At 34.1% G+C, this 23,765-nt stretch carries 21 protein-coding genes and 1 pseudogene; 19 read left to right on the forward strand and 3 right to left on the reverse strand.

Features of this window, described 5'->3' with window-relative positions; genetic code table 11:
• From IGL93_RS02290 to bph, 3 genes are all read left to right on the forward strand, one after another.
• Window positions 1–462: a fructose PTS transporter subunit IIA gene (locus tag IGL93_RS02290; RefSeq protein ID WP_010775587.1), complete on the forward strand. Its 462-nt coding sequence runs from the start codon at window positions 1–3 to the stop codon at window positions 460–462.
• Window positions 459–1,436, forward strand: coding sequence for a tagatose-bisphosphate aldolase (gene lacD / locus IGL93_RS02295; protein ID WP_002375930.1), 978 nt, complete (start codon window positions 459–461; stop codon window positions 1,434–1,436). Before IGL93_RS02290 ends, lacD begins: the two co-directional genes overlap by 4 nt.
• Before the next feature lie 188 nt (window positions 1,437–1,624).
• Complete coding sequence (bph, locus tag IGL93_RS02300; protein ID WP_002355538.1) at window positions 1,625–2,158, forward strand: biofilm phosphatase Bph; 534 nt, start codon at window positions 1,625–1,627, stop codon at window positions 2,156–2,158.
• 87 nt (window positions 2,159–2,245) lie between these two features.
• Here bph and IGL93_RS02305 read toward each other — a convergent pair whose 3' ends face one another.
• On the reverse strand, window positions 2,246–2,677 hold the full coding sequence (locus IGL93_RS02305; protein ID WP_002373345.1) for a GNAT family N-acetyltransferase: 432 nt from the start codon (window positions 2,675–2,677) through the stop codon (window positions 2,246–2,248).
• A 75-nt stretch (window positions 2,678–2,752) separates the two neighbouring features.
• Between IGL93_RS02305 and IGL93_RS02310 the strand changes: the two genes are divergently transcribed.
• From IGL93_RS02310 to IGL93_RS02355, 10 genes and pseudogenes are all read left to right on the forward strand, one after another.
• Window positions 2,753–3,967, forward strand: a complete 1,215-nt coding sequence (locus IGL93_RS02310) for an AI-2E family transporter (RefSeq protein ID WP_024041599.1) — start codon at window positions 2,753–2,755, stop codon at window positions 3,965–3,967.
• A gap of 174 nt (window positions 3,968–4,141) precedes the next feature.
• Window positions 4,142–5,521 carry a hemolysin family protein gene (locus IGL93_RS02315; protein WP_002363168.1) on the forward strand — a complete coding sequence of 460 codons (1,380 nt, stop codon included), beginning with the start codon at window positions 4,142–4,144 and terminating at the stop codon, window positions 5,519–5,521.
• 173 nt (window positions 5,522–5,694) lie between these two features.
• Window positions 5,695–7,269 carry a peptide chain release factor 3 gene (locus IGL93_RS02320; protein WP_010775589.1) on the forward strand — a complete coding sequence of 525 codons (1,575 nt, stop codon included), beginning with the start codon at window positions 5,695–5,697 and terminating at the stop codon, window positions 7,267–7,269.
• A gap of 74 nt (window positions 7,270–7,343) precedes the next feature.
• Window positions 7,344–7,550: pseudogene (locus IGL93_RS02325) on the forward strand (tyrosine-type recombinase/integrase); the annotation flags it as partial.
• A 308-nt stretch (window positions 7,551–7,858) separates the two neighbouring features.
• A complete protein-coding gene (locus tag IGL93_RS02330) occupies window positions 7,859–11,860 on the forward strand; it encodes a hypothetical protein (protein WP_010775591.1) in 4,002 nt (1,333 codons plus the stop codon).
• A gap of 32 nt (window positions 11,861–11,892) precedes the next feature.
• Window positions 11,893–12,021, forward strand: a complete 129-nt coding sequence (locus IGL93_RS02335) for a hypothetical protein (protein WP_258078073.1) — start codon at window positions 11,893–11,895, stop codon at window positions 12,019–12,021.
• Between the two features lie 2 nt (window positions 12,022–12,023).
• Window positions 12,024–12,308 (forward strand): hypothetical protein, encoded by a 285-nt coding sequence (locus IGL93_RS02340; RefSeq protein WP_010775593.1) that lies wholly within the window; start codon window positions 12,024–12,026, stop codon window positions 12,306–12,308.
• Between the two features lie 488 nt (window positions 12,309–12,796).
• Entirely contained in the window at window positions 12,797–13,240 is a 444-nt protein-coding gene (locus tag IGL93_RS02345) for a DUF3290 domain-containing protein (protein WP_002355544.1), read from the forward strand.
• 15 nt (window positions 13,241–13,255) lie between these two features.
• Window positions 13,256–13,903 carry a DUF421 domain-containing protein gene (locus IGL93_RS02350; RefSeq protein ID WP_002355545.1) on the forward strand — a complete coding sequence of 216 codons (648 nt, stop codon included), beginning with the start codon at window positions 13,256–13,258 and terminating at the stop codon, window positions 13,901–13,903.
• A gap of 66 nt (window positions 13,904–13,969) precedes the next feature.
• Window positions 13,970–15,040, forward strand: a complete 1,071-nt coding sequence (locus tag IGL93_RS02355; protein ID WP_010775594.1) for a hypothetical protein — start codon at window positions 13,970–13,972, stop codon at window positions 15,038–15,040.
• Between the two features lie 41 nt (window positions 15,041–15,081).
• On the opposite strand, the gene IGL93_RS02360 is transcribed toward IGL93_RS02355, so the two are convergent.
• Window positions 15,082–15,396 carry a DUF1827 family protein gene (locus IGL93_RS02360; protein WP_002355547.1) on the reverse strand — a complete coding sequence of 105 codons (315 nt, stop codon included), beginning with the start codon at window positions 15,394–15,396 and terminating at the stop codon, window positions 15,082–15,084.
• Between the two features lie 194 nt (window positions 15,397–15,590).
• Window positions 15,591–17,831 (reverse strand): ATP-dependent Clp protease ATP-binding subunit, encoded by a 2,241-nt coding sequence (locus IGL93_RS02365; RefSeq protein WP_002386935.1) that lies wholly within the window; start codon window positions 17,829–17,831, stop codon window positions 15,591–15,593.
• Between the two features lie 301 nt (window positions 17,832–18,132).
• Between IGL93_RS02365 and IGL93_RS02370 the strand changes: the two genes are divergently transcribed.
• The 6 genes from IGL93_RS02370 (at window position 18,133) to IGL93_RS02395 (ending at window position 23,765) form a co-directional block, all read left to right on the forward strand.
• The gene (locus IGL93_RS02370) at window positions 18,133–18,324 is read left to right on the forward strand and encodes a hypothetical protein (protein ID WP_002366170.1); all 192 of its coding nucleotides are present in this window, start codon (window positions 18,133–18,135) and stop codon (window positions 18,322–18,324) included.
• A 170-nt stretch (window positions 18,325–18,494) separates the two neighbouring features.
• On the forward strand, window positions 18,495–18,761 hold the full coding sequence (locus tag IGL93_RS02375; RefSeq protein WP_002355551.1) for a phosphocarrier protein HPr: 267 nt from the start codon (window positions 18,495–18,497) through the stop codon (window positions 18,759–18,761).
• Entirely contained in the window at window positions 18,761–20,488 is a 1,728-nt protein-coding gene (ptsP, locus tag IGL93_RS02380) for a phosphoenolpyruvate--protein phosphotransferase (protein ID WP_002361251.1), read from the forward strand. The genes IGL93_RS02375 and ptsP overlap by 1 nt, the downstream gene beginning before the upstream one ends.
• A gap of 322 nt (window positions 20,489–20,810) precedes the next feature.
• Complete coding sequence (locus tag IGL93_RS02385; RefSeq protein ID WP_025192652.1) at window positions 20,811–21,086, forward strand: hypothetical protein; 276 nt, start codon at window positions 20,811–20,813, stop codon at window positions 21,084–21,086.
• Window positions 21,087–21,161: 75 nt separating this feature from the next.
• On the forward strand, window positions 21,162–23,144 hold the full coding sequence (locus IGL93_RS02390) for a DUF1430 domain-containing protein (RefSeq protein WP_010713886.1): 1,983 nt from the start codon (window positions 21,162–21,164) through the stop codon (window positions 23,142–23,144).
• Window positions 23,145–23,147: 3 nt separating this feature from the next.
• Window positions 23,148–23,765: an ABC transporter ATP-binding protein gene (locus IGL93_RS02395; protein ID WP_002396972.1), complete on the forward strand. Its 618-nt coding sequence runs from the start codon at window positions 23,148–23,150 to the stop codon at window positions 23,763–23,765.

Genomic DNA, 23,765 nt, shown 5'->3' on the forward strand with positions numbered 1-23,765 from the left:
ATGGCTTTTATTAAAGAAAATCATATTTTTTTAAATCAACAGTTACAAACGCAAGAGGATGTTTTTCACTTTTTAGCAAAAAAATCAACAGAATTGGAAGTTGCTCAGGACGCACAGGAAGTTTTCAATAAGCTGAACGAGCGAGAACAAGAAGGAACAACGGGGATGATGAATGGGTTTGCGATACCTCATGCAAAAGCAGTAACGATTCAACAAGCGGCCATTATCATCGTTACCTTGGACCAAGGTGTTGAGTGGCAGAGCCTTGACAACCAATTAACGGAGTTTGTGATTGCGCTGTTTATTCCAGATGCCGAAGCTGGCACGACACATTTGAAATTACTCTCTTCTGTTGCGCGCCTCCTATTAAGAGAAGAAGTTACTTCTGGACTGAAACAAGCAAGTTCGCCAGCTGAAATTGCTACGTTACTAAATAATCAATTAGGAGAGGGAACAGAATGAAAAAAATTAGTGAACAAAAACGTAAACATTTAGAAAATCTGGTAGATGATCAAGGGATTATTGGCGCACTAGCCATTGATCAACGTGGGGCCTTAAAACGCATGATGGGAAAATACAAAGAGGTGACTGCGCAAGAAATCAGTGACTTTAAAGTATTAGTATCTCGTTGCTTAACACCAGAGACTTCAGCAATTTTGTTGGATCCAGAATATGGCCTAGCTGCTGCTGAAAATCGAGCACAGACTTCAGGTTTGTTACTTGCGTATGAAAAAACGGGCTACGATGCTTCGACACCAGGACGGTTACCCGATAGTCTTGATGTTTGGTCGGTTAAGCGTTTAAAAGAAGCGGGCGCAGACGCGTGTAAATTTTTACTTTACTACGATGTTGACGAAAGTGAAGCAATCAATGAACGAAAGAAAGCTTATATAGAACGGATTGGTTCAGAGTGTTTAGCCGAAGAAATTCCATTCTTTTTAGAAATTGTCTCTTATGATGCAAACAATTCGGATAGTGCTTCAAAAGAATACGCTAAAGTAAAACCGCACAAAGTAATTGAAGCGATGAAAGAATTTTCAAAGGATCGCTATAATGTTGATGTTTTAAAAGTAGAAGTCCCTGTGAATATGAATTTTGTAGAAGGTTTTGGCACTGAAAGTCTTTATAGCCAAGATGAAGCGCAGGCTTTTTTCAACATGCAAAGTGAAGCAACACAACTTCCATTTATTTTCTTGAGTGCAGGGGTTAGTGCTACGATGTTTCAGGAAACATTGAAATTTGCAAAAAAAGCAGGTTCCTCGTTTAATGGAGTCTTATGTGGTCGCGCAACTTGGGCAGACGGCGTGCTTCCATTTGTTCAACAAGGTGCTGAAGCAGCCGTTGCGTGGCTTGAAACAACTGGTAAAACAAATGTTGACGAATTAAATCAGGTTTTAAGAGAGAGCGCAGTATCAGTCTTTGAAAAAATCCAGTAATTAAGCTGAAAATACTTACTGAATTTGAACTAATTGGTCATCTGAATTAAATTTTTTCAGAAATCGTCTTCTTTAAGTGAACTCAATGTACGCAAACTCAAAAGATATGATATAATTATTTCGATATCGATGTATGAACACCCAAAAAGTAACAGTGCTTTACTTTATTTGGGGAAAGTTGGGGTATTATGGGAATTCCTAAAGAAGGCGAGTTTGTAACCATTCAGAGTTATAAACATGACGGACATTTACATCGAACGTGGCGTGATACGATGGTACTAAAAACGAGCGAGTATTCTTTAATTGGTGTGAACGATCACACGTTAGTAACGGAATCCGACGGACGTCGGTGGGTGACTCGTGAACCAGCCATTGTTTATTTTCACAAGAAATATTGGTTCAATATAATAGCAATGATTAGAGAAAAGGGGGTTTCGTATTACTGCAATCTGGCTTCGCCATATGTTTTAGATGACGAAGCGTTGAAGTATATTGATTATGATTTAGATATCAAGGTTTTTCCAGATGGTGAAAAACGTTTACTAGACGTTGATGAATATGAATTTCATAGCAAACTAATGGATTATCCAGAAGATATTGACTTCATTTTAAAAGAAAATGTCAAGACTTTAGTGGATTGGATTAATAACGAAAAAGGCCCCTTCTCGCCCGAATATGTAGATATCTGGTATCAACGTTATCAACAGCTATCAAAAAAATAGCCGATGTAAACAGCCCACAAAAGGAGCTTGGAGCATTAGCCAAAATGGCTAATGCTCCAAGCTCTAAATTTTCCGATTTAATTGGTGTTATAGTTCTTTATTCATTTCGTAGTGTTCAATGCCAGCATCCATAAAAGGTGCTCCTGTTTTTTGATAACCTAAACGTTCATAGAAGCCTACAGCGGTGACTTGTGCTCCTAGAGTAATCTTGTGGTAGCCTTGTTCTTTGGCAAAATTTTCCGCCGCTTCCATAATCACTCGTCCATAGTCGGCGCCACGGTAAGCTTTTTCAACGGCCATTCGTTGTAATTTCATAACGCCATTTTCTAGTGGAAGCAAGCGACAAGTTGCGACAGCTACATGATCCGTGTACAAAACAAAGTGAATACAATGTGCTTCATATTCATCGATTTCCATCTCTTCTGGTACCCCTTGTTCCGCTACGAATACGCGTTGACGAAGCCGGACAGCATCTAAATAAAGATCACTCATGGTATCTTTTGTTTGAGCTACATGCATAGAAAAACCCCCAAGTTCAGAATCTGTTTCTATTTTATTATACCACGAAAAAGTTCTAGCAATGAAGTATTCTCAATGACTGAGGGGGGAAGGTGTGATAAAATAAAACAGCAACAATTGAATAAAAATAAAGGAGGAGCCGCTGTGATTAATCGATTTAAAGAATCGAAATTATTTTTCTGGTCAGTTGAATTACTTGTCGTGGCCATGCTATTATTTATTGCTTCGAAAATTAATTTCTTATTTGCACCGATTGGGACATTCTTTTCAACGTTGTTTGCCCCAGTCTTAGTAGCAGGCTTTTTGTATTATTTACTAAATCCTGTGGTCAATCTACTAATGAAGACGAAAATGAAACGAATTTATGCCGTCTTACTGGTATTTTTATTACTAATCATCGCATTAGTTCTGATCTTATTAACAATTATCCCTAAGTTGGCAGATCAGCTAGCTAGTTTAGCATCAAGTATGCCGGATTTCTTTAAACAAGTGGAGACCTGGATTTATGAGATTGCGGAGTTACCTATTTTTAAACAAATTGATTTAACAAGCTATATTGAAAAAATGGATATTTCTTATGCAAATATTATCCAACAATTTTTAAGTAGTTTATCAAGTAGCTTAGGTTCAATCGTATCAACGGTGGCGTCAACCACCATTGTTTTGGTCACTGCGCCATTTATTTTATTTTATATGTTAAAAGATGGAGATAAGCTAGTACCAGCGATCCAACGCTTTTTATCTGAGAAAAGAAAAGATGATATTGTGGATCTTTTAGGACAATTGAACCAAACCTTATCCAGTTATATTAGTGGACAAGCGATTGAATGTTTATTTGTCGGTACATTTACGATTATTGGGTATTCATTGCTTGGCGTTCGTTATGCCTTTTTATTTGGTGTCATTGCCGGCTTTACGAATTTAATTCCCTATCTAGGCCCTTATCTAGGATTAGCGCCCGCTGTCTTAGTGACCATCTTTAATGAACCCGTCAAAGCAGCCTTATGTTGTTTAGTGGTGCTAGTGGTTCAACAATTGGACGGAAATATTATTTATCCAAACGTTATCGGAAAATCTCTAAAAATCCATCCATTAACGATTATTTTAATTTTATTGGTAGCAGGAAATTTAGCAGGTTTGCTAGGTATTTTCCTCGGCGTCCCATTTTACGCAATCTGCCGGACCATTATCTACTATGTTATTGATATGGTCAAAGCGGGTCGTAGTGAAAAAGTTACCAATGCCGTTCTTTTAGGGAATGAAACAAATACGAAAGAAAATAACGGTTAATGATTGAATCCGCTAATCTTTCGTGCTATGATTTTATGGATTAGGATAGAAAATAACCTGTCATAATACTGATTGTGTCTGTTTCTAAGCCTAACCATAAAAAGAGGAAGAACGTTAAAAGAGTACGAAAGTACAGCCTCGGAATTATCAACAATTAAGGAGAGAGAGAACATTATGAATAATGCTGACCCTGAGAGTCAGTCGCTAATTGCGCAACTTCTATTATTAGTCGTGTTGACGTTTATCAATGCCTTTTTGGCAGCGGCGGAAATTGCAGTCGTATCTGTTAACAAGAATCGTGTGGAACAAAAAGCGGAAGACGGCGACGCAAAAGCTCAAAAATTGCTTAAGGTATTGCAAGACCCCAATAACTTTTTATCCACAATCCAAGTAGGGATTACTTTGGTTAATATCCTATCTGGTGCTTCATTAGCAGAGACTTTATCTAGTCGTTTGGCCCCTGTATTAGGTGGCGGCGCCGCAGCTAAGAGTCTTGCCAGTATCATTATCTTAGCATTGTTAACGTACGTTTCTATTGTATTTGGTGAATTATACCCTAAACGAATTGCTATGAATAAATCAGAAGAAGTCGCTCAATTGACTTCTGGTGCAGTTCGCTTTTTAGGAGTTATCGCGCGTCCCTTCGTTTGGTTGCTATCGGCTTCGACCGATTTATTATCCAAAATCACACCAATGACTTTCGATGATGCTGATTCGAAGATGACACGAGATGAAATGCGCTATATGCTTGAAACAGAAGGTGTTTTGGAAAACGAAGAACTAGAAATGCTACAAGGTGTCTTTTCATTAGATACAAAAGTGGCACGAGAAGTAATGGTTCCTCGGACAGACGCATTCATGGTTGATATCCAAGATGATGTCCAAGAAAACATCAATTTAATTTTAGGAGAAAATTATTCTCGGATTCCTGTTTATAGTGAAGACAAAGATAAAATTGTTGGTATTTTACATACCAAAACGTTACTAAAAGCTGCACGTAATTTAGGCTTTGAAAACATTGAATTAGGCGCGATTATCCAAGAACCATTATTTGTCCCAGAAACCATTTTTATTGATGATTTACTTTATGAGTTAAAACGAACACAAAACCAAATGGCGATTTTACTAGATGAATATGGCGGTGTTGTCGGTTTAGCAACACTGGAAGATTTACTAGAAGAAATCGTTGGTGAAATTGACGATGAAACAGATGAAGTAGAAAATTTATATACACAAGTGGCTGACAATGAATATTTGGTTCAAGGACGCATGTTAATTGACGAATTTAATGAAGTATTTGAAACAGATTTACACATGAGCGATGTTGATACAATGGCAGGTTACTTAATTACAGCATTAGGAACCATTCCTGATGAAGGGGAAAAACCTTCTTTTGAAGTGGGCAATATTAAGTTAACTGCTGAAGAAATGGAAGGCACACGTTTGCTAGTCTTACGCGTTCATTTCTACGATGAAGAAACTGTCGATGAAGAACCAGAAGAAAATCGTCGTTTTTTCCGTAAAGAAATGGAAGATGACGAACCAAGACGTTAAAAATAACCTGTGACATCAGTCGTTTTGACTAATGTCGCAGGTTTTCCTTTTAAAAAACAGCTAACAGCAGCTCTTTATTCTCAAGGCTTGACATGATATACTAGCAAAGGTTAATCAAAAATTATGCTGAAGAAAATAAATAAATAAACATCACAAGTGATAAGGAGATTTTTATGACGATCAATCAAAAAGAAGCAGTCGATAGTCGCCGTACGTTTGCGATTATTTCCCATCCGGATGCTGGGAAAACAACGATTACTGAACAATTACTATTATTTGGGGGAGCCATCCGCCAAGCTGGAACCGTCAAAGGGAAAAAAACAGGGAACTTTGCCAAATCTGACTGGATGGAAATTGAAAAACAACGGGGAATTTCGGTAACGAGTTCTGTGATGCAATTTGACTATCAAGATAAACGGATTAATATCTTGGACACCCCAGGGCATGAGGATTTCTCAGAGGATACGTATCGGACATTGATGGCCGTAGATAGTGCTGTGATGGTTATTGACAGTGCCAAAGGGATTGAAGCACAAACGAAAAAACTTTTCCAAGTTGTTAAAAAACGTGGTATTCCAATTTTTACTTTTATTAACAAATTGGACCGTGACGGACGGGAACCATTGGAACTTTTAGAAGAATTGGAAGAACTATTGGATATTGAATCTTATCCAATGAACTGGCCAATTGGTATGGGAAAAGGCCTAGAAGGTCTATACGATATTTATAATGAACGTGTGGAATTATATCGTCCAGAAAATAATGGCGGGGAGCGTTTTATTCCTTTAAAAGATGGCGATATCCCAAGCAATTTACCATTGCACAATAACAGCGTTTATCAACAAGTGTTGGAAGATGTTGAGTTATTGGTAGAAGCAGGCGATGAATTTAGCGAGGAAAAAATCGCTCGTGGTGATCAAACGCCAGTCTTCTTCGGTTCTGCTTTGACAAACTTTGGGGTTCAAACATTTTTAGAAACCTTCTTACAATTTGCGCCTGCGCCACATGCGCATAAAACAGAAGAGGGTGGCGAAGTAAGTCCTTATGAAAAAGAATTTTCAGGCTTTGTCTTTAAAATTCAAGCGAATATGAACCCAGCCCATCGTGATCGAATTGCCTTTGTTCGAATTTGTTCAGGTGTTTTTGAAAGAGGCATGGACGTGACCTTAGGTAGAACAGGCAAAAAAGTCAAATTAAGTAACGTGACGCAATTTATGGCGGATGCCCGCGAAAACGTCACAGAAGCTGTTGCAGGCGATATTATCGGTGTGTATGACACAGGAAATTACCAAATTGGCGATACTTTGTATGAAGGGAAAATGAATGTTCAATACGAAGAGTTGCCGTCATTTACCCCTGAATTATTCATGAAAGTGACTGCCAAAAACGTGATGAAACAAAAATCTTTCCATAAAGGAATTTACCAACTGGTTCAAGAAGGAGCCATTCAATTATACAAAACATATTTAACAGAAGAATATATCATTGGCGCAGTAGGTCAATTGCAGTTTGAAGTTTTCCAATACCGAATGTCTAATGAATACAATGCTGAAGTAGTAATGACGCCAATGGGTTCTAAAATTGCCCGCTGGATTAATCCAGAAGATTTAGATGAACGCATGAGCTCTAGCCGAAACATTTTGGCACGGGACCGTTTCGACCAACCATTGTTCTTATTTGAAAACCAATTTGCGGAACGCTGGTTTGCGGATAAGTATCCAGATGTTGAACTGAAAAGTTTGATGTAAAATTAATTTGTAATCAATTAGTAGCTGAATCTTTAGAAGATTGAAGCTCGCATCTTCAGCAAAAATCCATTAAGATGCGTTGGTTTGCAAGAAGTCCTTTTTTATCAAAATTTGATAAGAAGGGACTTTTTTCTATGAATTGGGAGGATATTATTTTAGAATTTTGTATGGATATTACAGTGAGAGGTTTTTCAAAAATAACAATCAAAAATTATAAATCAAAATTGAGAAACACAGCAAATTTTTTCAAATCAATAAATGTTGAACCGCTACAGCTTGAAAGTAATCTAAGCTATAAGCAAGCTATTTTCACTTTGCTAGCATTGGATTCATTGTCTAACGATTGTGTAGGAAATCAGGTATATCGAGATACTGTGCAGAATATTATTCATCAAACAATAGATAGTTCAGAAATGGAATTGACTATTGTTGAAAGTGTTTCAGAAATTGAAGGAAGTCTGTATTGAAGTTGATAAAATTTTGAAGAAATTGAAAACTAGTCTGCTTTAGACTAGTTTTTTTTATATCCCTAATTAAGTTGAAAGCTGTTATAATTAAAATGAATATTTAACGAAGGATGTGTAAAAAATTGTTAGAAAAATTAAGAAAAACTTTTTGGACATCATACTTAATTGTTATAAATCAAATAATTGATTGGTTTAAAGCAAAGTCGAATAAAATTGAAGAAAAAAATAATGCTGGAAAATTTATTCAAAGTAGTTTATCTCCAAAGATTTTAAAAGGTATAGAGTTAGAACGAATAATGCCATATATTAAGCGAATTCATGATGGTGTTAAAAATCCTGATGTAACTAATATTGCTTTAATGGGTAGTTACGGTTCAGGAAAGAGTACGATAATAAAGAATTTTGAAATCCTTTATCCTAATTATAAAGTTTTGAATTTATCATTGGGTTCCTATTCTAAACAAGAATTGGAAAACCAAAATACGAATGTAGAGGAAATTGATAATATTGATGATTTGAACGAAAAATTAGAAAATAGTTTGGTAAAACAAATGATTTATAGAGAAAAAAATTCTAAGTTGCCATATTCACGTTTCAAAAAAATCAATCATATTTCGAGTAGAAAAAAGTTTTTATTATACTTACTATTTTTTGCATCGTTGGTAAGCTTTTTCTATTTAAAAGATTATCTAAATTTCAAAGAAATAATATTAAGTAATGTCGAAGGAATCGCCAGTAAAACAGAGTCTATTGATTTAATTTTGTATTGTGTCCTATTAGCCAGCATTAGTATTTTATTGTTTCAAATCTTTCAGACAGTTTTGAAACAATTCAAACTTTCAAAACTAAACTTTGCTAATGTTTCAATTGAAGAGGACAAAAATAATTTTTCTTATTTTAATAAATATATAGATGAAATTTTATATTATTTTGAAACGAATAAGTTCGATGTGGTGGTTATAGAAGATGTTGACAGATTTAAAAGTATTCGAGTATTCGAGCATTTAAAGGAACTTAATCTACTTCTAAACAATTCAAAACAAATCAGTCGGGAAATTACATTTATATATGCTGTGAAAGAGGATATATTTTCAAATTCAAAAGAAGATATTGAGGAACATGAATCAGAAATTAGAACGAAATTTTTTGAACTGATTATTCCGATAATACCAGTCGTAGATACGTTTAATTCAAGAGAATATCTAATACCTATGATGAAGGAGAAATCAGTGGGTGGTTTAGATGCAAACTTTGAGAAATTTTTAAAAGATATTTCCTTATATATTTCAGATTTGAGATTGTTGACAAATATCGTTAATGAGTTTTTTACTTATTTAGATATACATGGAAATTTATCAGGAAGTATGAATAAAGAATCTTTATTTGCAATAATAGCGTTAAAAAATCTAGTTCCTTCTGTATTTACAGAGTTACAGAAGTCACAAGGCTTTATCTATGAAATAATTGTTCAAGGGAAATTTGATGAGGAATTAATTAAAGGAGTAAACGAAGAGCTAGAAATAATTGACAATGACTTTCAGGAAATCGAGAAACAAATAAATGTTGATAAGTTATCGGAAATAAAGAAGTTCTTATTTGACCAAGGAATCTCGATAAGTGATAGTATATTGCTTGATGGTAAATATAGAAATCTAGAGGGTTTAGATATGACAATTATTGATAGTATTTTACAAAACCGAGAAGAAAATATTAATTTCAATTTGTGGAATCGTGGAGCCTCCAATATTTCAAAATCTAGATTTAAACAGATAGTACAAGAACAAGATTCAATTTTAATAGTAAGAAGAGAGAAGAAACAGGAAAAGTATGATTTAAAGAGAAACGAGTTAAATGCTTTCATCAGGGCATCTTTGAAACAAAAAATAAAAAAGTATCCTGAGTTAGTAAAATTAATATATGCAGAAATGCCAAAAGAAAAATACGACAATAAAGATAAGGATTTTATTCTGTATATTTTATCTAATGGTTATTTAGCCGAAGACTACTCATCGTATTTATCCATTTTTTATGAAAAAAGCATGACTATTGATGATAAAAATCTATTAGTTAAATTGAAGTCTAATCAAAGCGTTGAATTTAAAGAAAAACTTGATAATCCAGAAGGATTTGTTAGTGAACTTTTACCACAAGATTTTGAAAAGCAGGGAATACTTAACATCAATATTTTAAAATACCTATTTTCTAATAGCTATAAAGACCCACTTAAGATTCGTGATGTAGTTTTAGAAAAATTCTTTATTCGAGAAGAAGACATATATTTAGAAAATTTAAAGGTAATTTTAGATGAAAATAAATTGAATATTGCTAATTTAGTTTTTGAATTATTAAGAAAATATACGAATGATTTTATAGAAAAATGCAACGCTTCAGAAAAGAACCGATTGATTGACTTGATTTTTTATGTTTGTTTAGGGGACATAACTCTATATTATGGTGAAGATGATAGAAAGAAACTGTTATTACAGGTATTGAGTGAGCATAAGGCGGTTTATAAAGGTAATGAAGAGTTTGAAGGTAATGAAGATGTAGCTGACTATAAATTCTTAATAAGTGAAAACATTTTAAATAGACCTAATTTCTTTATAGAAATTGAAGAGTTTGTAGAGTCTAATACCATTATGGAAGTCTTATCTGAACATAATGAAGAGGCAATTGAATCTGCAAAAATCTATTTTAATGATATAGAATTAGATAACTTGTCTGAAGAACAATACAATAAATTCATTAAATATGATTTGTATAGATATGATAAAGATATGTTTTCTAAAATTTTAAACTACAAAAATTCAGATGAATTAAAAGCGGTCTCTTACGCAAATATATTAAATTCTAAGATAGATGATTTAATCAGAAATACGAATATGAACTTATATCATTTTGTAGATGAAGTTCTATTTTCATTAGACGAATTACTCGAAACTGAGAAAAGTTTTTTAAGTCTATTAAATTCCCAAAAACTTAATAAACCAGATATTAAGACAAACCTAATAGATAAATCGAATATTACAGTAGAAAAAATAAACCAAGTAACGGATTCTTCGCTTTGGACAACATTACTAGAGAAGAGAAAATGTAGTATCACATGGGAAAATATAGAAGACTATTATGAAAATGTAGAAATTGATTTGTCTGTTATGAACTCAATATTCACTAATCAGGATGAAGTGATTTCTCTTAAAAAACAATATGATAAATCTGATTCAAAAGATAAATTAAAAGCATTGCTTAAAAGGATGGTTGATAATAAAGCGATAGGTATTACAGAGGATAATATTGAACTACTAGAGATTACGACATATGATGCAGGCAATCTTTCAAGTCAAAGCACTCATATTTTAGCTAGAAATAATTTAATTGATTTTAATATAGAAAATGTTAGTAAGTTTAAGGAAGATGGTGTTATTGTAGAGGTAGTACTTAATCATCCTAATGACTTTCTAGAAAATTATTCTGAGATTGACTTGTCAGAAGATGAAATGTTTTCTCTCATAAAGAATTGGAAACTGGAATCAGTTAAAGAGTTACTAGATACTATTGTTGATGAAGAATCAGATGAGTTTTTCGAAAATACTAAATTAGTAGAAATTCTGTTCGAAAGAGGAATTTCTTGTGATGATACACTATTTGTAAAATTGCTTGAGAATATAAATGTTGAATGCTTAAAAGAATATTTTATCTTTAAATTAAAAGAGAGGACATTAAGTAAATCAACAATTGAACAAACGCTTAATTTGTTCTTAGAGAATAATATTACTGATTTTTCAATAGAAGAATATGATTGTATTTTTAACAATTTGTCAAATACGGAACTATTCGTTGACTTACTCAATAATCTTTTCAAAAATAAAAAGTTGAATGAGATTTCTATAAAAAATGTAACATATTGGCTGGGAACACAAAACAAACCAATCTCTGAATTGTATATTGATGAAAATGGAAAAAATAAAGTAGTTGAAATAGAGAATACTCCTCAAAATATTGAGTTATTAAATAATTTACAGGACATTAACATGGTATCTACTTTTAACGAAAAAGGAGATTCTACCATAAAAGTGAATATGCGAAGAAAAGTACCTAAAGAGCTAAAAACAGAATTATTATGACACAATTCAGCATAATGACTGGGAGAAAGAATTTGAATAATAATAAAAATAAAGAAGTAGAGAAGTTCATTGATTCAGGCATGAATGCGGATTTATCTAAAAGAGTAAAAACTTTAGAGGAATTGAAAGAAGTATTCTTGAAAACAGATTGGAGTAGATAAGTTTGAATATCCAGAAAGCTTTAATAGAACTAACAATAGATGAATCGGTCACATGTAAACAACTTGCCGATTTTTATGATACTTTTCATACTGATAAAGAATTTCCAGATGCAGTGGATTTTTTAAGTAGAAGTATTCATGTAGATATGTCTCAAATAAAAGAAGAACTCCGAAATTCCGAAGATAAGGGAAGTTTAGGTGTTTTGGAATATATACAGAAACACTATCCTTCAGCAATGTTGTTCATGAATCTACTCCCTCAAGAAAAACGCAGATTTATCCATTAAAATAGTTTGGATTAGGCACAATTGATAGAATAGAAAAGTCACATTAAATAACATATAATTTTCAACTTTTGTTTTGTGATACTTGTCTAATCAATTTTCCTACTAAAATTATTGATCAAGAAGTAATAGGTATATTGAGAAAAACAAAGGTTGAACATTGCGTTGGTTTGTAGCAGAAATGGATTGCTTTCTAAGATTATTTATTGTATGATGAAGCCTGATAAAAAGGGACTTTTACTTATTTGAAAACCAATTTGCGGAACGCTGGTTTGCGGATAAATATCCAGATGTTGAACTGAAAAGTTTGATGTAAAATTAATTTGTAATCAATCAGTAGCTGAATCTTTAGAAGATTGAAGCTCGGCGCAATCATTCTCAAGATGATTGCGCTGAGCTTTTTCTTCTTATAAGGTATTAAAGCAGGCGTGATTGTTTTTTTTGAGATAGAATACTTACTATAACGAACCTATCAAGGAGTGGACAAGAACATGAATTTTTATGGCATCGAGTATTTAAAAAGCCAATCTAATTTAAATGATTACTTAAAGTATTTTTTTATTTTTGCTTTGTTAATCGGGCTAGTCATTGTGTTTAGTTTTTATGTGCGACATCAAATTCAAACGAAATATCGTGAATTAAGTATTATTATTTTTTTATCATTATTATTTGTTTTAGGGGTTCAATATTCCAATTATCAACTGAACCAAAATCAGCATTCACAATCTTCTCAAATGGTACATTTTGTCGAACAAGTGGCACAGGAAAAAAAGGTTTCTCCAGAAAAAGTTTATGTCAATGGTACACAATTGGCTGACGGAACCATAGTTAAAATTGACGAAGTCTTTTATAAAATGAGTTTAAGTACGGATCAGCAGTCTTATACGTTACAAGAAACGTATTTATTAACACCAACAATTGAAATCATAAAGTAAAGTGAGGGAAAATTAATGCAGTTTTATAGTCCAATTATTATTAAATTTGCTTTAGGTATTATTTGTTTAATTGTCCAAATTAATTTGATGGGAAAAGGCAATTTGGCGCCCACATCGGCCATGGACCAAGTGCAAAACTATGTATTGGGGGGCATTATTGGTGGTGTTATTTATAATGATTCAATTACGGTGCTCCAATTTGTATTAGTGTTAATTTTGTGGACATTATTAGTCCTAATTTTAAAATTTGCAAAAGAACACAATCGCTATGTGAAGCAAATTGTGGATGGTAAACCCATTACTTTAATCAAGGATGGACAGGTTGTGGTGAAGGAATGTTTGAAAAATGGTATTTCTGCAAATGATCTAATGTTTAAATTACGAGCAAATGGTATTTATGAAGTCCAGCTTGTTAAACGGGCGGTTTTAGAACAAAATGGTCAATTAACAATCGTCGAATATGGCGATGAAAGTATTCGTTATCCGATTATTGTGGACGGTCAAGCCAACATGGATGTCCTAGAGTTAATCAAAAAAGATGAGCACTGGCTGTTAACGCAAATCCAAGAACAAGGATTTCAAAGATTACAGGAAATCTATTTAGGTGAGTATTTATCTGGACAGTTAAGTTTATCGCCGTATGAAGAAAAAACGATTTCTTAGCTATACTTTTCATCCTACTTATATTAAAATTAAATGGTAATTCAATGAGTTTCAAAAGGAGGAAAAATGAAAACTAAAAAGATAGTTGTCGGGTTATTTTGTTCAATGATTGTTTTAATGGGGTGCCAACCAGATCAACGAACTGAAAAAATGAAAGAAAGTACTGAAGCAGAAGCAGTCCAAGTAACGAGTGGTGCCTCGGCAGCCACTAATGCCACTTCTGTAAAGCAGGAGGAGCAGACAAACACGGAGGATCAACCGAAGGAGAGTGCTGCCAAAGTGAGTTATGAGCGTAATGGACATACCTTTGAAGTTGATGCTGTTTCTGGCGCTACAGTAGAAGCTAATAATGGACAATCAGGAATTAGTCCAGAAGAAAAAGCCCAGAAGATGTATTGGTCAGGTCGTCCAGAAATCGGAGAAGTTCAAGGGGATTATTATCATCATGAAGTCGTGTTTGATGGCGGCTATACGGCTTTAATTGATGTCGTTGTTAAGGATCAACAAATTCAGTTAGTGGAATTTGATGAACGTGGACCTAAAAACTATTATTCTGAAGAATGGGCAGGAGTGACAAAACGTTTATCCGGCTATGCAAATTTTCAAGCGAACAACGCCCGAACTGATCAATCGTTAGTGACCGTTGTTAATACGATGACTTTTCTAGAAAATCAAATGGTTGCTGAAAATCGCCTAGATGGCGCATTCCAGACAGCCAAAGGTCAATCCAATAGCGCTAATAATGGTTATCTTCCTGCTGCTAGGGCTTTAGCCAAGGAAATCAAAGAACCTTCAAAAGAACATTATACAAGTCTAACAGAAGATTTTGGAGAGGGGCTTTCTGGACGTTTAACGGTTATTACGTTAAAAGATTCAGGGAAAATAACCGATCTTCGTTATGATGAATATTTTGCAGATACAGAAGAAGAGATTAAAGATGCGAAACTGAAGGCTTATTCTCGCCAATCAAAATATTTTTCTAAAGATTATGCTCAAAAATCGGGGGAAAATTTCAAAAAAGAAGTAGATGACTTAAGAAAAAAAGCAATCGAGGAAAATAAATTAGTCAGTCCGACAAATGAGGAAGCCTGGTCGGAAAATTATCAAAGGCTTGTAAAAAAAATAACGTCACAATAAATTGAAAAAACTGCCGAAGTGGGGAAACTTCGGCAGTTTTTTTAGTTTTCCATGAGGGAAACTTTTAATGGAACAGACACTTCGGTCACATGGTTTAACTCAATGATAGAAATTTCATCTGGGTCATAAGCCTCTTTAGGTAATCGTTTTAACAGTTTTGCTAAAATTTCTTTTACTTCTGTCGGACGAATGCGACGATTTTTATTCATAATCAGAACTTCCACATGGTGAGCTGCTTCTGAATAGACAGCGGTCGTGTTTCCTGCTGAGTAGACTTTTACAAAGTAAGCATCCGTGTTTTCCAATTGTTTATTTACTAATTGTTTGTAGCTATTGGTCACATTCACTAATTTCATTTTATCACCTCATTATAGTTGTGTGCTGCAAAAGAGCGTTTCCAATTATGTACAGGAGTTCCAGATTGAATTTTTTCTATGAGGAACAAGTATACGAATATCTTTCTTCTATTATAGTTTTTTTTGATGAAAATAAAAAGTGAAAAGCATAAAAAAATCCGCACGCATTGTTATTAATGCGTGTGGATTTTTGATTATTCTGCTTGGTCAGATGTTGAAGTTTCTGTTTTAGTCACTTCTTGTGCGCCAGTTACGATAATTTTACCTTCGTTATCTAACGCTGCGACTAATTGATGATTTTCAGGATGATCTAGATAGTATTCAGCAATGCCGTCTTCAATTTGTTCTTGAATTGTTCGACGTAAAGGACGAGCGCCCATTGCAGGATCATAACCTAAATCAACGAGTTTTTCTTTGACTTCTGTTGGAACCTCAATGTGTAATTTTTGTTTAGCTAATAAGCCATTTACTTCTTCTAACATCAAGCTGACAATGTTCATCAGGTTTTCTTTGCTTAATGCTTTGAATTCGATAATACCATCGAAACGGTTAAGGAATTCGGGGGTGAAGAAGTTGTTCAATTGACCTAAAACGGATTTAGTCACACCTTCACGGGCAGCACCGAAGCCAACGTTGGCTTCCACAGCTCCTGTTCCAGCATTACTTGTCATGATAATGATGGTGTCTTTAAAGCTGACTGTACGACCTTGTGCATCTGTTAAACGGCCATCGTCGAGAATTTGTAAAAACATGTGTAAAACATCAGGATGCGCTTTTTCAATTTCATCCAATAAAATTAAACTATAAGGATTACGACGGACTTTTTCTGTGAGTTGTCCAGCTTCGTCATACCCAACATAGCCTGGAGGAGAACCAATCAGTTTAGAAACACTGTGTTTTTCCATATACTCACTCATATCAAAACGAACCATCGAATCTTCTGAACCGAATAGCTCAAAAGCTAATTGTTTTGCTAATTCTGTTTTACCAACGCCTGTTGGCCCAACAAATAAGAAGGAACCAATTGGGCGGTTTTGTTTGCCTAGGCCTACACGATTGCGACGAATCGCTTTAGCTACTTTATCGACGGCATCATCTTGTCCGACAACATGAGCTTTTAAGTCAACAGCTAAATTTTTCAATTGGGTTTGTTCTTTTTCTTTTAAGTCACCGACAGGAATGCCAGTTTTTTGTTCCACAATGGCTTCAATATCTTTTTCAGTGATGACGGGTGTTTCTTCATCGCTGATTTGTTTTTCTTTCATTGCTTGTAATTTATTGATTTGATCACGATAATAAGCCGCTTTTTCAAAATCTTCTTCTGCGGAAGCTTGTTGTTTTTGTTGTTCCGCTTCTGCTAATTTTTTATCAATTGTTTTTGGATCGACGAGTTGGATAGTTAGATTCATTTTTGAACCAGATTCATCTAACAAGTCAATCGCTTTATCTGGTAAAAAGCGATCTTGAATGTAACGATTGGATAAGTTTGCTGCTGCGTTAATCGCTTCATCTGTATATTTAACATGATGATAATCTTCATAACGTTTTTGCAAACCATGTAAAATCGTTATGGTTTCGGCAACGGTTGGCTCATCTACTTGGACTGGTTGCATCCGACGTTCTAAGGCAGCATCTTTTTCAATAATACGGTACTCATTTAAAGTTGTGGCACCGACTAATTGTAATTCACCACGTGCTAAGGCTGGTTTTAAAATATTGCCAGCATCCATATTGCCATCACCAGCAGCACCAGCACCCACAATTTCATGGACTTCATCAATAAATAAAATGACATTTTCAGCTTCAGTGATTTCTTCAATCAATTTTTGCATCCGTTCTTCAAATTGTCCGCGAATACCAGTTCCTTGAACAAGTGAAACCACATCTAAACGAATGACTTCTTTGTCCAATAATTTTTGGGGCACATCGCCATCGACAATTTTTTGGGCTAAACCTTCGACAACGGCTGTTTTACCAACACCTGGTTCACCGATTAAAACGGGGTTGTTTTTTGTGCGGCGATTTAAGATTTCAATGACACGCTTAATTTCTTGGTCACGTCCTACCACAGGATCGATATCTCCTTGGCGTGCCGCTTCGGTGATGTTAATCCCATACTCGCCTAGTAAACCTTGACCAGCGCCAGCGCCTCCGCGAGGGGGTTGACCTCCATTACCACCATCACCAAATTGAGTGGGTGGTGTTTGTTGTTCATAAGGATTACCTTGTTGCATTTGGCGAGAAAGAGAACGATATAAATCGTCTAAACTCCCAAAGCCAAAAGGGTCTTGTCCCATATTTTGAGGGGAATTATTTGCTTGATTTTTTAATTTTTGATAGCAGCTTTGGCAATAGTCCAGTTGTTTTCTTTGACCATTCACATTTGCATATAAATGAATTGTTGCTTCATTTTGTTGACAATTTTGACAAATCATTGAATGAAACACATCCTTTCAAAATAACTGAGGCCAGAAAAATAGCTGTTTGCTCTATTATTTCTAGTAAACAGACCATTTTTCCTCAAACCAGCCAAGTACTAGATAGCAGGAATAAATTCTGTCTATAAAACCACTTGACCATTTTTGACCTTTGAGGTTATTATAGCATTTTTTGTAAGAGAATCAAGTAAAAGACCTTGTTTAAAAAAAGGCAAAGATTCGATTTTTTTACAGACAATTGCGCCATTTTCAAGTAAACTATAAGAGTTGATATTTAAGAGAAAGAGTGGTGAAATCAATGGCTGAAAATCCTTTTGTAGAAAAAATTGCTTCATTAAAAGCTGGAGAAATCTCTGAATTAATCGTGGAGCAAAATGAATTTTTCCAATTTCGTGATGCTTGGATTTCTTTACCTGACCGCGCGGAAATTGTTGGAGAAGCGGGGTTAAATGGACGAATCATTTATCGTTACCAAAAAGAGGAAGAATAGTCAGTGCAAAACATCACGAAATTTAAGCAAAAAGTGTTGTGTAAGATAGAAAAAAATGGTAATCTTAGAAACTGAAAGGGTCTTTTTTCGAGTAGACGTTTGATTTTAGCGTATCAAGAAAGGAAAACCCTAACATAAAAATTTTTTATTTACGAAGGAGACCGATTTATATGGAAAAGAAAGAATTTCACATTGTAGCAGAAACAGGAATTCACGCACGTCCAGCTACTTTATTAGTACAAACTGCAAGCAAATTTAACTCAGATATTAACTTAGAATACAAAGGTAAATCTGTTAACTTAAAATCAATCATGGGCGTTATGTCTTTAGGCGTTGGTCAAGGTTCTGACGTAACAATCACTGTTGATGGTGCTGACGAAGCTGAAGGAATGGCAGCAATCGTTGAAACATTACAAAAAGAAGGATTGGCTGAATAATGTCTGAGATGCTAAAAGGGATTGCCGCAAGTGATGGCGTTGCTGTTGCTAAAGCTTACCTGCTAGTTCAACCTGACTTGTCTTTCAACAAAACTTCCGTAGAAGATACTGATGCAGAAGCAACTCGCTTAGACGATGCTTTAGCAAAATCTACTGAAGAGTTGCAAGCAATTCGCGACAAAGCAGCTCAAAGCCTTGGTGAAGCAGAAGCGCAAGTTTTCGATGCTCATTTAATGGTTTTATCTGACCCAGAAATGGTTGGTCAAATCAAACAAAATATCCAAGACAACAAAGTCAATGCAGAAGCTGCCTTGAAAGAAGTTACGGATATGTATATTGGTATGTTTGAAGCAATGGACGATAATGCTTACATGCAAGAGCGTGCAGCAGATATTCGTGACGTTGCCAAACGTATCTTAGCACATTTATTAGGTGTGACTCTTCCAAATCCTTCAATGATTAACGAAGAAGTAATCGTGGTTGCCCATGACTTAACACCTAGTGATACTGCACAATTAGACCGTACGTATGTTAAAGCCTTTGTGACAGACATCGGCGGACGTACTTCTCACTCAGCAATCATGGCTCGTTCGTTAGAAATCCCTGCAATCGTTGGTACAAAAGAAATTACTGACAAAGTAAAAGCAGGCGATATTTTAGCAGTGAACGGAATCATTGGGGATGTTATTATTGACCCAACAGATGCTGAAAAATCTGAATTTGAAGCAGAAGCAAAAGCTTATGCAGATCAAAAAGCAGAATGGGATAAACTAAAAAATGCAGAAACAGTGACAGCTGACGGCAAACATGTTGAGTTAGCTGCAAACATTGGTACACCAAAAGATTTAGAAGGCGTACACAAAAACGGCGGCGAAGCTGTTGGTTTATATCGTACAGAATTCTTATACATGGATTCATCTGACTTTCCAACTGAAGAGGACCAATACCAAGCGTATAAAGCAGTTCTTGAAGGAATGGAAGGAAAACCAGTTGTGGTTCGTACAATGGATATTGGTGGGGACAAAGAGCTTCCTTACCTAACATTACCACACGAAATGAACCCATTCTTAGGTTACCGTGCATTACGTATTAGCTTATCAGAACTAGGTGACGGCATGTTCCGTACACAAATGCGTGCATTATTACGTGCGTCTGTTCATGGTAACTTACGTATCATGTTCCCAATGGTTGCTACTTTGAAAGAATTTAGAGCAGCGAAAGCAATCTTTGAAGACGAAAAACAAAAATTAGTCAACGAAGGTGTTGAAGTTTCAAACGATATCCAAGTAGGTATTATGATTGAAATTCCAGCAGCTGCCGTATTAGCTGATAAATTTGCCAAAGAAGTAGACTTCTTTAGTGTTGGAACCAACGACTTAATCCAATACACAATGGCGGCAGACCGTATGAACGAACGCGTTTCTTACTTATACCAACCATACAACCCATCAATCTTACGTTTAATTAAAAATGTAATTGATGCAGCACACGCTGAAGGTAAATGGGCTGGTATGTGTGGTGAAATGGCGGGCGATCAAACAGCTGTTCCATTACTATTGGGTATGGGCTTAGATGAGTTCTCAATGAGTGCTACATCTATCCTTAAAACACGTAGCTTGATGAAACGTCTAGACACAACTAAAATGGCTGAACTTGCTGACCGCGCATTAAAAGAATGCGACACGATGGAAGAAGTCGTTGCATTAGTTGAAGAATATACAAAATAATTAAGCAACTGCAAAAAAACACCTCAATCTTTGATTGAGGTGTTTTTTAATACCTATTATAAGAAAATTGAATTTTTATTTTTTGATTAAATATATTTGGTGTCAAATATATTTAATCATTTTTTACTGAATACTTGGGAAGAAAATAGCTGTTTTAAAAGCTGTTTTAAAAATGTTTTTTTTAGAAAAATTATTTTATTTAGATGGGTGTTATTATTAAGTTACTTTATCCTGTTGAATATTTTACTTTATAAAAAAAATATTTACAGATAAATTTAAAACAAGTATAATTACTTTAAGGTTAAAGAAAGGAGTGTTTATGATGAAGAAAAAATTAGTTTTGTTGTTTGTTGCAGGAATGTTTTTGATCGGAAGTGCTTCAGCACTAGCAATGTCCTATAATACATTTTTTGGTGGAGTAACAGGAATGCCTAGTCGAGGAACGACCTACGCTCAATATTTACCAAGAGGTAAGCGAGCGTATGTTACAGCTTCTGGTAAAACTAAACTTACTCGTTATACATATTCTGGAGGCAACGCTTCTGCAACAGTCTCTAGAGCATTTAGTGGCAATAAAGCATGGTGGGGCGTTTGGTAGTTTGATTGTAGGTTGATTTAATGAAAGTAGCTAAGGAAGCTTAGCTACTTTCGTTTATTTGAAAAGGATAAACTAATGAAAAAAATATATAGGATACTTTTAATTATTTCTACTGTTTGCTTTTTATATACGTTATCAACTTTTATGATAGAAACGATTGATTTGGTTGTTCCAGATACAAAAACTACTGTTATAGTAGAAAACTGGGATAAAAAACGTACCTCCAATAAGATTTTTAAAGAGATAAAAAGCTATGCTCAGCAAAACCAGATTGATATTCATAAAATTAATTTTAGTGTCAATAACAAAGGTCAAACAGAGAAAAATATTTTTACGTTCTCACAAGGAAAAACAACTGAATTTTATTATGATAGTCAGCGTTTTCCTACCAAAACAAATTTTTATGATAGTAGCAAATTAACGAATGAAAATGTGTTAGGAATATATGTTTTAACAAGCATACCGCCTATTTCTATTAATCAGACCTTTGAAGAACTAGGCTTAGATGTTTCTATAGAACAATCTAATACAATCAAACTTTTATTTGGGATTTTAACAGATAACATAGGAATATTGTCCAGTGTTTTATTTTTATGTACAGCTTTATCAATTTTGGTTTATTATATCACTCAAATGAAAAAGGCAGGAATTTATCTGATTCATGGGCAAAGTATGTGGAAACATTTATTGAACAATTATTTTGTGGATATAGTTCTGACCACTATTGTCGTGAGTTTGTTTGTGATTCTTTATAACGTTCTATGGAAGTACTATTTGTTTGTTTGGCTTTTTATAGCATTGTTTTTATTTTTTATTTTGCTATTTGGCCATCTGTTTATTCAGACATCGTCGACTATTATGGAAAAATTAAAGGGAAAAAAACCATATCATTTGTTGTTAAATAGTAATTATATTTTAAAATTTTTACTTGTCTGTTTATTTGTAATATTGTTATTTACTTTGTTAAATGAACGAGAAACAGTAAAAGAACTACAAACAAGTTTGTCTAGATGGACACAAGTTGATGACTATTATACATTGACGATTGGAGCAGATAGTGACCTTTTACCAGGTAAACTGTTAACGCCAGAAAAGCAAAAACGTAAATCTCAAGAAATTAATCGACGAATGAAGCCTTTTATTGATTTTCTGGAAAATCATCAGGCTATTTTAGTTAATAATAATGAATGGCTACTGAAAGAAGGTTCGGGTGGTTCAGATTTATATCTAGATAAGGTTCCTTTTTTAGTGGTGAATAGTCATTTTCTAGATGTTGTAGAAGTAAAAGGTGACAAACATCAGCCAATTCAAAAATTATCTCAGGATAAAAATTATTTACTTGTCCCAGAGAACAGGAAGAATGAATTAGCTGTGATTCAATCAGAAGCAAAGGAACGAGTAGCTTTTTATCAAAACAAGAAGGTAGATTCGCTAAATGAAATAACAATCGAACAGCTCTTTTTGGCGAATAATCAAAAACTATTTAATTTTAATAGCTTAGAGCCTGAAGATACGTTATCTAAAAATCCAATTATTTTAGTTTTATCGCTTAAACAGTTAGGAGATGAATTGGATGTACTAATTTCGGAAATTTCGCAAGGACATTATCTATTTAAAGAACCTAAGTTAGTGAATCAAGAAATTAATTATCAAGGATTAACAAATGAATTTTCAGGTATTATTGCTTCTAAGGACACGGGCTTAGAAAAATTACAAAAGACTCAGTCGCAGATGCAGATTTTATCACTTTCATTAATAATACTAAGTATAGTCTTTGTTATTGTTGTTTTTTATACAAGTTTTACTTATCTAGAAGTAAATAAAAAGAAATTATTCTTACAGTACATTTTTGGGAAGTCTTTTGTTGAAAGGCATGGGCTTTATTTATTGGGGATGATATTAATTTCTTTTATTGCAATGATGATGATTACTTTTACTAATTTTCAAGTAATAAAAATTATTCCTTTCGTTTTATTTTTTGAATTGCTTTTTTTATTTCTTATTATTACAAGTGTCGAAAAAACAATTCGTCTAACGATTATAAAAAAGGAGAATTAATTTATGGAAATTCAAGCAACTAATATTAGTAAAAGATACAATCAATCTTGGGTTTTTGAATCGTTATCCTTTACAATATTTTCAGGTGAGATGGTCGCAATTGTTGGAGAAAGTGGTAGTGGAAAAACAACATTATTAAATTGTTTAGGTCAACTTGAAGAACTTTCTACCGGTGAACTATTAATTAATCGTGGAAAATTAACTAAGAAAAAGCGCCGTTATTTTTTTCAAAAGGATGCTGGTTTTTTATTTCAAAATTTTGCACTTATTGATAATGAAACAGTAAAAGAAAATTTGTATTTAGTGACGCAAGATGATGTAGCTATCGAAGAAGCATTAGAACAATTTAATATTGCTTCTTTACTCAATGAAAAAGTGTACACACTTAGTGGTGGTGAACAACAGAGAGTGGCTTTGGTTCGCCTTTTATTGAAACAACCTAAGATTATTTTTGCTGATGAACCAACAGCATCTTTAGATAAAGAGAATGGTATTTTAGTGATGAAAGCTTTAAAAGAGTTGAATAAACAAGGTAAGACAGTAATTGTTGTAACCCATGATCAAAATTTGCTAACTTATTTTGATCGTGTCCTTTATTTAACAGAATTAAAAAAACTTTGA

The sequence above is a fragment of the Enterococcus sp. DIV1328a genome (assembly GCF_050536905.1).
GTDB lineage: Bacteria > Bacillota > Bacilli > Lactobacillales > Enterococcaceae > Enterococcus > Enterococcus faecalis.

Bases quoted from the DNA above. Each gene is read 5' to 3' on its own strand.
- IGL93_RS02290 (WP_010775587.1), top strand. From the start codon at position 1: ATGGCTTTTATTAAAGAAAATCATATTTTTTTAAATCAACAGTTACAA.
- lacD (WP_002375930.1), top strand. From the start codon at position 459: ATGAAAAAAATTAGTGAACAAAAACGTAAACATTTAGAAAATCTGGTA.
- bph (WP_002355538.1), top strand. From the start codon at position 1,625: ATGGGAATTCCTAAAGAAGGCGAGTTTGTAACCATTCAGAGTTATAAA.
- IGL93_RS02305 (WP_002373345.1), bottom strand. From the start codon at position 2,677: ATGCATGTAGCTCAAACAAAAGATACCATGAGTGATCTTTATTTAGAT.
- IGL93_RS02310 (WP_024041599.1), top strand. From the start codon at position 2,753: ATGACTGAGGGGGGAAGGTGTGATAAAATAAAACAGCAACAATTGAAT.
- IGL93_RS02315 (WP_002363168.1), top strand. From the start codon at position 4,142: ATGAATAATGCTGACCCTGAGAGTCAGTCGCTAATTGCGCAACTTCTA.
- IGL93_RS02320 (WP_010775589.1), top strand. From the start codon at position 5,695: ATGACGATCAATCAAAAAGAAGCAGTCGATAGTCGCCGTACGTTTGCG.
- IGL93_RS02345 (WP_002355544.1), top strand. From the start codon at position 12,797: ATGAATTTTTATGGCATCGAGTATTTAAAAAGCCAATCTAATTTAAAT.
- IGL93_RS02350 (WP_002355545.1), top strand. From the start codon at position 13,256: ATGCAGTTTTATAGTCCAATTATTATTAAATTTGCTTTAGGTATTATT.
- IGL93_RS02355 (WP_010775594.1), top strand. From the start codon at position 13,970: ATGAAAACTAAAAAGATAGTTGTCGGGTTATTTTGTTCAATGATTGTT.
- IGL93_RS02360 (WP_002355547.1), bottom strand. From the start codon at position 15,396: ATGAAATTAGTGAATGTGACCAATAGCTACAAACAATTAGTAAATAAA.
- IGL93_RS02365 (WP_002386935.1), bottom strand. From the start codon at position 17,831: ATGATTTGTCAAAATTGTCAACAAAATGAAGCAACAATTCATTTATAT.
- IGL93_RS02370 (WP_002366170.1), top strand. From the start codon at position 18,133: ATGGCTGAAAATCCTTTTGTAGAAAAAATTGCTTCATTAAAAGCTGGA.
- IGL93_RS02375 (WP_002355551.1), top strand. From the start codon at position 18,495: ATGGAAAAGAAAGAATTTCACATTGTAGCAGAAACAGGAATTCACGCA.
- ptsP (WP_002361251.1), top strand. From the start codon at position 18,761: ATGTCTGAGATGCTAAAAGGGATTGCCGCAAGTGATGGCGTTGCTGTT.
- IGL93_RS02385 (WP_025192652.1), top strand. From the start codon at position 20,811: ATGAAGAAAAAATTAGTTTTGTTGTTTGTTGCAGGAATGTTTTTGATC.
- IGL93_RS02390 (WP_010713886.1), top strand. From the start codon at position 21,162: ATGAAAAAAATATATAGGATACTTTTAATTATTTCTACTGTTTGCTTT.
- IGL93_RS02395 (WP_002396972.1), top strand. From the start codon at position 23,148: ATGGAAATTCAAGCAACTAATATTAGTAAAAGATACAATCAATCTTGG.